The 9,196-nt window shown below is 72.0% G+C and carries 9 protein-coding genes; 8 read left to right on the top strand and 1 reads right to left on the bottom strand.

What is annotated here, in order from left to right; all coding sequences use genetic code 11:
* From ABFC67_RS00870 to ABFC67_RS00835, 8 genes are all read left to right on the top strand, one after another.
* Nucleotides 1-141 (top strand): lipoprotein (locus ABFC67_RS00870; RefSeq protein ID WP_346736151.1); only part of this gene is annotated, 141 nt, incomplete at its 5' end.
* Nucleotide 142: 1 nt separating this feature from the next.
* Nucleotides 143-973 (top strand): diaminopimelate epimerase, encoded by an 831-nt coding sequence (gene dapF / locus ABFC67_RS00865; RefSeq protein WP_346736150.1) that lies wholly within the window; start codon nt 143-145, stop codon nt 971-973.
* A 71-nt stretch (nt 974-1,044) separates the two neighbouring features.
* The gene (locus ABFC67_RS00860; RefSeq protein WP_346736149.1) at nt 1,045-1,728 is read left to right on the top strand and encodes a DUF484 family protein; all 684 of its coding nucleotides are present in this window, start codon (nt 1,045-1,047) and stop codon (nt 1,726-1,728) included.
* 1 nt (nt 1,729) lies between these two features.
* Nucleotides 1,730-2,620: a tyrosine recombinase XerC gene (locus ABFC67_RS00855; protein ID WP_346736148.1), complete on the top strand. Its 891-nt coding sequence runs from the start codon at nt 1,730-1,732 to the stop codon at nt 2,618-2,620.
* A gap of 403 nt (nt 2,621-3,023) precedes the next feature.
* On the top strand, nt 3,024-3,557 hold the full coding sequence (hslV, locus tag ABFC67_RS00850) for an ATP-dependent protease subunit HslV (RefSeq protein WP_346736147.1): 534 nt from the start codon (nt 3,024-3,026) through the stop codon (nt 3,555-3,557).
* A gap of 80 nt (nt 3,558-3,637) precedes the next feature.
* Entirely contained in the window at nt 3,638-4,972 is a 1,335-nt protein-coding gene (gene hslU / locus ABFC67_RS00845; RefSeq protein WP_346736146.1) for an ATP-dependent protease ATPase subunit HslU, read from the top strand.
* 139 nt (nt 4,973-5,111) lie between these two features.
* Nucleotides 5,112-5,726 (top strand): hypothetical protein, encoded by a 615-nt coding sequence (locus ABFC67_RS00840; RefSeq protein ID WP_346736145.1) that lies wholly within the window; start codon nt 5,112-5,114, stop codon nt 5,724-5,726.
* A gap of 202 nt (nt 5,727-5,928) precedes the next feature.
* Nucleotides 5,929-6,291: a DUF971 domain-containing protein gene (locus tag ABFC67_RS00835; protein WP_346736144.1), complete on the top strand. Its 363-nt coding sequence runs from the start codon at nt 5,929-5,931 to the stop codon at nt 6,289-6,291.
* 201 nt (nt 6,292-6,492) lie between these two features.
* Here ABFC67_RS00835 and ABFC67_RS00830 read toward each other — a convergent pair.
* The coding region (locus ABFC67_RS00830) for a DEAD/DEAH box helicase (RefSeq protein ID WP_346736143.1) at nt 6,493-9,196 on the bottom strand (2,704 nt) is incomplete at its 5' end.

Raw genomic sequence — 9,196 nt, 5'->3', positions numbered from 1 at the left:
GCCGCCGCGCTCGCCGGCTGCGGCAACAAGGGTCCGCTGGTGCGGCCGACCGGGTCGGCCGCGCCGGCGCCCGCCGCCAGCAGCGCGCTGCCCGCGCCGGCCGCTTCCGTGGCGCCGGCACCGGCTTCCAGCAGCGGCTGACATGCGCCTCGCCTTCACCAAGATGCACGGTGCGGGCAACGACTTCGCCGTGCTGGATGCGCGTGCCGGCCGGCCGCCGTTGGACGCGTCGCGCGTCGCGCGCATGGGCGACCGCCACCGCGGCATCGGCTTCGACCAGCTGCTGACCATCGAGGCGGCCGACGACCCGGCCTGCGCCTACGCCTACGACATCTGGAACAGCGACGGCACGCATGCGCAGCAGTGCGGCAACGGCGTGCGCTGCGTGGCCGCGTGGCTGCACCGCGCGGGCGCGCTCGGCGCGGGCGTGACGCGCCTGCAGAGCCCGTCGGGATCGGTCGCGGTGCGGCTCGATGCCGACGGCGCGATCGCCGTGGACATGGGCCTGCCCGAGTTCGCGCCGGCGCGCATTCCGTTCGACGCGCCCGCGGAATCCGATCGCTACGCGCTGGCACTGGGCGACGAGATCGTGCAGATCGGCGCGGTGTCGATGGGCAATCCGCACGCCGTGGTCGAGGTGACGGACGCGGCCGATCCGCGCATCGACCGCCTCGGCCCCGCGCTGACCGCGCATCCGCGCTTCCCCGCCGGCGCCAACGCCGGCTTCGCGCAGGTGCTCGGCGACGACGCGCTGCGCCTGCGCGTGCACGAGCGCGGCGCCGGCTGGACGCTGGCCTGCGGCACCGGCGCCTGCGCCGCGGTCGCGGTGCTGCGCCGGCGCGGCCGCGTCGGCCCGCGCGTGCGCGTGGCGCTGCCCGGCGGCACGCTGACGATCGCCTGGGAAGGCCTCGACCACCCGCTGTGGATGAGCGGGCCGGCGGCGTTCGTCTACGAGGGCGAATACCTCGACTGAGCCGCTCCCGCGCCGTTGCGCGCGCGGGCACGAACGCCCACACTTCGCGCAACGTCTCACGAGGTGCACGCATGGCCGAGATGACCCTGAAGGACGGCCTGGAAGCGATGGACGTGGCCGCCTACCTGCGCGGCCACCCGCACTTCCTCAAGGATTTCCCCGACCTTGCGCTGTCGCTGCTGGTGCCGCGCGAACACGGTTCCGCCGCCTCGCTGGCCAGCTACCAGCTCGAAGTGCTGCGCGAGAAGAACCGCGAGCTGACGCGCCGCCTGGCCGAGCTGATCGAGGTCGCCGGCGACAACGAGCAGTTGATGGTGCGCGTGCATTCGCTGACGCTGGCGTTGATGCGCGCGTCCTCGCTCGAGGAAACCGTGCGCACGGTGGTGGCCAGCCTGACCGAGGATTTCGACACCGGCCAGGTGTGCCTGCTGCTGTTCCGCGCCGATCCCGAGCTGCCGGTGGCGCCGTGGCTGCTGCTGGAGCCCGCCGGCGCGGGCGCGCTGCCGGCATTCGCCGAATTCCTCGCGCGCGGCGAACCGCTGTGCGGGCGGCTCGCGCAGGACAAGCTGGAGCACCTGTTCGGCGAGCAGGCCGGCACGGTGCGCTCGGCCGCGCTGATGCGCATCGCCGACGCCGGCATCCTGGCGATCGGCAGCGACGACGCCAACCGCTTCCATCCCGGCATGGGCACGATCTTCCTCAAGCTGATCGCGGAGGCGGTCGCGACCGCGCTGGTCCGCTTCCCGCAGGCGTGAAGTGCTCGAAGCGCCCGCCGACGGCATCGCCCGCTTCCTCGACCACCTCGCCGTCGAGCGCCGCTACTCGCCGCACACGCTGAGCGGCTACCGGCGCGACCTCGACAAGCTCGCGCGCTGGATGCAGGCGCGCGGGCCGGCGCGCTTCGACGCGCTCACCCCCGACCTGCTGCGCGCCTTCGTCGCCGCCGAGCATCGCGCCGGCCTGTCGCCGAAGAGCCTGCAGCGCGTGCTGTCCACCTGCCGCGGCCTGTTCCGCTTCCTCGCCCGCGGCGGCGCGCTGGCGCACGACCCCGCCGCCGGCGTGCGCGCGCCCAAGGTGCGCCGCAAGTTGCCGCAGGTGCTGGACACCGACGAGGCCGGCGCGCTGGTCGAGCTGCCCGTCGCCGGCGCACTCGGCCCGCGCGACCGCGCGATGCTGGAGCTGTTCTATTCGAGCGGCCTGCGATTGTCCGAACTGGTCGGGTTGCGCTGGGGCGCGCTCGATCTCGACGAGGGCCTGGCGCGCGTCGTCGGCAAGGGCAGCAAGACGCGCATCGTTCCGGTCGGCCGGCACGCCTGCGCGGCGCTGCGCGCGCTGGCGGCGGCCGTCGCCGCGACGCCGGATGCGCCGGTATTCGCCTCGCGCCAGGGCACCGCGCTGACGCCGCGCGCGGTGCAGGCGCGGCTGAAGACGCTGGCGCTGCGCCAGGGCATCGCCAAGCGCATCCATCCCCACCTGCTGCGCCATTCCTGCGCCAGCCACCTGCTGGAATCCTCCGGCGACCTGCGCGCGGTGCAGGAGCTGCTCGGCCACGCCGACATCGGCACCACCGAGATCTACACCCACCTCGACTTCCAGCACCTGGCACGCGTCTACGACGCGGCGCATCCGCGCGCGCGGCGCAAGTAGCGCTCGACTTCCTCTTCCGCGGGGCAAGTGAACGGCGTCGCGCCTGCATTCGCCCCCGGTGCGTGCGTCATCGCACCTGCCGCGCAGCTGCCGCACCGCCGTGTCCTGGGCGAGCAGTCAACGCATTCCCCTCTCCCACGCGGCGAGGCGCTGCTCAGACTCCCTCTCCCCGCCGGGGGGGGGGGGGCTGGGGCGAGGGATGCCGTCCGCAGGACGGCTCTCTCGCGATCGATACGAGCAAGCGCTCGCCGCGCCCCCGTGCTCAATTACCCCACCGTCTTCCCGGCGGGCAGGGAAGAAAGCCTGGTGCCCGAGGTCGTCCTCGAGGCACGCACCCGGCGCTGCGCCTTGGATTCCCGCTACCGCGTCCCCAGCTTTGCGTTTCCGCCGCAGGAGCCCATCCATGGAATCGTTCCACGCCACCACCATCCTCTCCGTGCGCCGCGACGGCAAGCTCGTGATCGGCGGCGACGGCCAGGTCACGCTGGGCAACACGGTGATGAAGGCCAATGCGCGCAAGATCCGCCGCCTCGGCGCGGGCGACGTGCTGGCCGGCTTCGCCGGCGCCACCGCCGACGCCTTCACCCTGTTCGAGCTGTTCGAGGAGAAGCTGACCCGGCACGGCGGCAACCTCACGCGCGCCGCGGTGGAGCTGGCCAAGGAATGGCGCACCGACCGCCGCCTCGGCCGCCTCGAGGCGATGCTGGCGGTGGCCGACCGCGACACCTCGCTGTTGATCTCCGGCAATGGCGACGTGCTGGAACCGGAGCAGGGCCTGATCGCGATCGGCTCCGGCGGCCCATACGCACAGGCCGCGGCCAAGGCGCTGCTGGAGAACTCCACGCTGGACGCGCGCAGCGTCGTCGAGAAGGCGCTGAAGATCGCCGGCGACATCTGCATCTACACGAACCACAACGTGAGCATCGAGGAGCTGTAGGCGCCTGCGCGCAGGCAACCCGCGCGCCGACGCGCACCCGCTCGCGAGCGCGCTCGCTCCAACACGTTCGAAGGCAACCCATGTCCGAACTGACCCCCCGCGAAATCGTCAACGAACTCGACCGCTACATCGTCGGCCAGCACGACGCCAAGCGCGCCGTCGCCATCGCGCTGCGCAACCGCTGGCGGCGCATGCAGCTCCCGCGCGAGATGCGCGACGAGGTGACGCCGAAGAACATCCTGATGATCGGCCCGACCGGCGTCGGCAAGACCGAGATCGCGCGCCGCCTGGCGACGCTGGCCAACGCGCCGTTCGTCAAGGTCGAGGCGACCAAGTTCACCGAGGTCGGCTACGTCGGCAAGGACGTGGAGTCGATCGTGCGCGACCTCGCCGACGTCGCCTACAAGCTGACCCGCGACCAGGCCAAGGCGCGCGTGAAGAGCCAGGCCGAGGACCGCGCCGAGGACCGCATCCTCGACGCGCTGCTGCCGCGCCGCCAGGCCAGCGGCTGGGACCAGCCGGCACCGGCCGCCGCCGATGCCGGCGACACCCACCAGAAGCTGCGCAAGCAGTTGCGCGAGGGCGCGCTGGACGAGCGCGAGATCGAACTCGACGTCGCCATGAACGTCGGCATCGAGATCATGACCCCGCCCGGCATGGAGGAGATGAGCCAGCAACTGCGCTCGATGTTCCAGAACCTGTCCGGCGCGAAGACGCAGAAGCGCAAGCTGACGATCCGCGCCGCGCGGCCGCTGCTGGTCGAGGAAGAGGCCGGCAAGCTGCTCAATGAGGACGAGGTGCGCGAGCAGGCCGTGACGGCCGCCGAGCAGAACGGCATCGTCTTCCTCGACGAGATCGACAAGATCAGCCAGCGCTCGGAGTGGGGCGGAGCCTCGGTCAGCCGCGAGGGCGTGCAGCGCGACCTGCTGCCGCTGGTGGAAGGCTCCACCGTGTCCACCAAGTACGGCCCGATCCGCACCGACCACGTGCTGTTCATCGCCTCGGGCGCGTTCTCGCTGGCCAAGCCGTCCGACCTGATCCCGGAACTGCAGGGCCGCCTGCCGATCCGCGTCGAGCTGTCGGCGCTCAGCGTCGACGACTTCAAGCGCATCCTGCGCGAGCCGAACAACGCGCTGACCAAGCAGTACGTGGCGCTGCTCGGCACCGAGGGCGTGACGCTGGAATTCGTCGACTCCGGCATCGACCGCCTGGCCGAGGTGGCCCATCAGGTCAACGAGCGTACCGAGAACATCGGCGCCCGCCGGCTGCACACCGTCATGGAACGGCTGCTCGAGGTGATTTCCTACGAGGCTGCGGACAAAAGCGGCGAAAAATATACGATCGACGCCGAATATGTCGACAAAAGGCTCAGCAAGCTGGTCGGCGACGAGGATCTCAGCCGCTACATCCTCTGAGGCCCGGAGCGGCCCCTTGGACGCCGCCCCCGCGAAAACAGATTGTCTTTTCGAAACAATGCTTTACGCTCACACGTCCGCGGGGATGGCGACCCAGGCAGGGGCCCCTTAACGCCCGAGCTGCTAGACTCGCCAAGCCATGGGTACCGTCATTCCGCTCAAGACCAACAGCCTGCGCGCGCGACTGCGCGAGGCGCACCAGCACCATCAGCTCGTCCGCGTCTGGCGCGGCGAGCTGGAGCACGGCAGCTTCTGCGGCTACGTGGCCGGCATCGGCCGCGAGTTCGTGCTGCTGTGGGTGGTCGGCGATTCGATCGGCTTCGACGGCCTGTACGCCCTGCGCCACCGCGACATCACCGAGCTCGAGGCGCCCGAGAAGCACCACGTCTTCATGGAGAAGGCGCTGGCGCTGAAGGGCATCGTGCCGCGCCTGCCGCGCGGCTTCCCCCTGGACGACATCGGCCAGGTGGTCGAGGCCGCCAGCCTGCAGGCGCCGGTGGTCGGCGTGCACGTCGACAGCGAGGACGAGTCCGAGGTCTGCTACATCGGCCGCCTGCTTAACGTCGAGGACGACGGCTTCAACCTGCAGGAGATCACCCCCGACGCCGAATGGCTGCGCGAGCCGTCGTTCTTCGCCTGGGAAGAAGTCTCCACAGTCAGCTTCGACGAGCCCTACGCGCAAGCGCTGCTCGACGTCGCCGGCGCCGCGCCCGCATTGGAACAGGGCGACTCCGGCGTCGGCCGCGCGCACTGAGCGCAGGCGCGTCGCCCCGAAGATCGCCCCCAGCGGATCCCGCTCCCGCCGGGGGCGAAAGAGCGGCGGGGTGAAGGCGGGATGCGATTGTTCGCCGCGCCGGTCTCCATCCCTTACGGATCCGCCATCACGGCGCGGCGAAGCGCACGTCCGCTTGACGCAGGCCAGGCCGCGTCTGCGCGCACGCCGCTAGACTAGGCGGATGACCCACACGCCGCATCCCACCGACCTCGTCCTGCACCGCGCCTCGCACACGCTCGAAGTCGCCTTCGAAAGCGGCGAGCGCTTCCAGCTCCCCTGCGAATACCTGCGCACGCACTCGCCCAGCGCCGAAGTGCAGGGCCACCACCCCAGCCAGCGCGTGCTGGTCGCCGGCAAGCGCCACGTCAACATCGACGCCATCGAGCCGGTCGGCAACTACGGCGTGCTGCTGCGCTTCGACGACGGCCACGCCACCGGCATCTTCGCCTGGGGCACGCTGTACGAACTCGGCCGCGACTACGAAAAGAACTGGCAGTCCTACCTCGAAGGACTTGAGGCGAACGGGATGCGGCGGGAGCCGTGACTCGCACCGCATCCCGAATGCGTGTCGATCGCCGAGCAGCCCAGGGGCCGCGCACGCCCCGCTCCTTCGCTTCTGCAGTTGCGAATGCCGAATCGCCGCGCCGCCCTTCGAGGTTGCTCATTCCCCCGCACGGCGAGACGTCGGCAGCAACTTGGCCGGCACCTCGCCTCTCGTAGCTACCCGGGCACCGAGCCCGGCAGCTCAGGCGAACAGCGCCTCGAGATCCGCCTCGTCGAAGGCCAGTCGGTCGCGCGTGCCGCCGCCGGCGAGGACGGCTTCGGCCAGTTCGGCCTTGCGCGCCTTCAGCGCCTCGATGCGTTCCTCGACGGTGCCGGCGCAGATCAGGCGGTAGACGAACACCGGCTTGTCCTGGCCGATGCGGTGCGCGCGATCGGAGGCCTGCGCCTCGGCGGCGGGGTTCCACCACGGGTCGTAGTGGATCACGGTGTCGGCGGCGGTGAGGTTGAGGCCGACGCCGCCCGCCTTCAGCGACAGCAGGAACAGCGGCACCTCGCCTTCCTGGAAGCGGCGCACCGGCTCGGCGCGGTCGCGCGTCTCGCCGGTGAGGGTGACGTAGCGGAGGTGGCGGCGGTCGAGCTCGCGCGCGATCAGCCCCAGCATCTCGGTGAACTGGCTGAACAGCAGCACGCGCCGGCCTTCGGCGACCAGCGCCGGCAGCATGTCCATCAGCATTTCCATCTTGGCCGACTCGCGCACGCCGCGCGCGGCCTCCAGTTTCACCAGGCGCGGATCGCAGCAGACCTGGCGCAGCTTGAGCAGCGCATCCAGCACGACGATGCCGCTCTGCTCCAGCCCGCGCTGCGCGATCACCTCGCGCAGCTCCTCGGCCAGCGTCAGGCGCAGGCTGTCGTAAAGCTCGCGCTGGCGGCCTTCGAGGGTGACGGTGCGCGTGATCTCGGTCTTCGGCGGCAGCTCGGTCGCCACCTGGGACTTGGTGCGGCGCAGGATGAACGGCGCGATGCGGCGGTTCAGGCGCGCCTGGCATTCGGCGTCGCCGTAGCGCTCGATCGGCTGGCGGTAGTGACGGCGGAATGCGCCCTCGTCGCCGAGCAGCGCGGGCACGACCAGGTCGAGCTGCGACCACAGTTCGCCAAGGTGGTTTTCCAGCGGCGTGCCGGTCAGGCACACGCGGCGCGCGGCCTTCAGCGCCAGCACGGCGCGGCGCGCCTGCGTGCGCGGGTTCTTCACCTGCTGCGCCTCGTCCAGCGCCACCAGCGCGAAGCGCTGGCCCTTGATCGCGGCGAGGTCGCGCGGCAGCAGCGCGTAGCTGGTCAGCACGATGTCGCAGTCGCCGAGGCGCGCGAACGCCTGCGCGCGCTCGGGGCCGTGCAGGGTCAGCACGCGCAGCGACGGCGCGAAGCGCGCGGCCTCGCCCTGCCAGTTCGGGATCAGGCTGGTCGGCGCGACGATCAGCGCCGGCTTCTTCAGCGCGCCCGATTCCTTCAGCGCCAGCAGGTGCGCGAGCAACTGCACGGTCTTGCCGAGGCCCATGTCGTCGGCGAGCACGCCGCCCAGGCCGGCTTCGGCCAGCGCGTTCAGCCAGCGCAGGCCTTCGCGTTGGTACGGGCGCAGTTCCGCCCGCAGCCCGGCCGGCTCCGCATCGGAGGCGTGCGCGGCGGCCTCGCGCAGGCGCTGCGCGAAGCCGGCCAGTGCGGGCGGCGCGTCCAGCGTGCCGCTCTTCGGCAGCGCCTCGACGAATTCCTCCAGACGGCCGGCCTGCACGCGCGGCAGGTGCAGCTTGTCGCGCGGGCGTTCGAGGTATTCGGCCAGCGGCGCCAGCAGGCCGCGCAGCACCTTCAGGCGCACCGGCACGCGGCGGCGCTCGTCGACCGGCGCGTACCAGACCGCATCGTCGGTTTCGTTGGCGCCCGGCGTCAGCGAGATCTGGTGCTCGGCCAGCGCCTGCGCCACCGCGGGCAGCATGTTGACGCGCTTGCCCTCGACCTCGATGCCGATCTCCAGCTCGAAGGCGTGGCCGTCCTTGTCGGGCTCGGCGACGCCGTACCAGCGCGGCGGCCCTTCCAGCACCTCGAACGGGAAGCTCGAGGCGTAGTCGAGGCTGAAGCCGTCCTGCTCCAGCTTCGGCCGCAGCGCCAGCCAGCGCGCCGGCGTGTTGACCTCGAGCGCGCCGGCGTAGCCCTTGCCCGGAAACAGCCAGGCGTCCTCGGGCAGGGTGTCGGCGAGATCCCAGGGCAGGCCTTCGCAATCGACCGCGGGCGCCAGGCCCTGCGCTTCGAGGCGCTCCATCGCGGCGAGTTCCTCGGCGCGGCGGCGGGTGATCTCGACCAGCTTGTTGTCGCGCACGCGCCGCACCAGCGCCTCGCCGCCGCGGCCGGGCAGGCGCTCGCCGCCATAGTCGAAGGCGAGGCGCGCGTAGGCCAGCGGCGGCGTGCCGGCGGCGAGACGCGCGTGGCGGGTCAGCGCGTGCAGGGTCAGCACCGGCTTCGGTTTCAGATCGGCGCGCTGCGGCGCGGCGAACACGCGCGGCGGCGGCACGCGGCCTTCCAGCGCGGAACCGGCCAGCGCCGCGCGCAGCGCCTCGCTGTGCTCGGGCGCCAGCGGCGGCGCGTCGAGCAGCGCGGCCTCCTCGACGGGGCCGTCCAGCGGACCGAGCTCGGCGCGCTCGGGATCGAGGAACCACAGCGCATCGACGCGGACCACGCGCGCGCCGTGCTCGAGCTGCGGCAGCAGGCGCTGCTGGCCGTCGCGCAGCGTGTCCCAGTGCCAGCGCAGCGGGCGCGCGCGGCCGCGCGCCAGCCGCAGCCCGGCGATGCCGCCGAGGAAGCAGGGCGCGACGTCGAGGATCTCGACCAGCAGCGCGTCGGCGACGGCACCGGACAGGTGCGCGTAGCTGCGGCCCTTGCGCTGCGTCTGCGGCAGGCCG

The sequence above is a fragment of the Mizugakiibacter sp. genome (assembly GCF_039680435.1).
In the GTDB taxonomy this organism is placed as follows: Bacteria; Pseudomonadota; Gammaproteobacteria; order Xanthomonadales; family Rhodanobacteraceae; genus Mizugakiibacter.
This window is presented reverse-complemented; position numbering and strand designations above follow the sequence as displayed.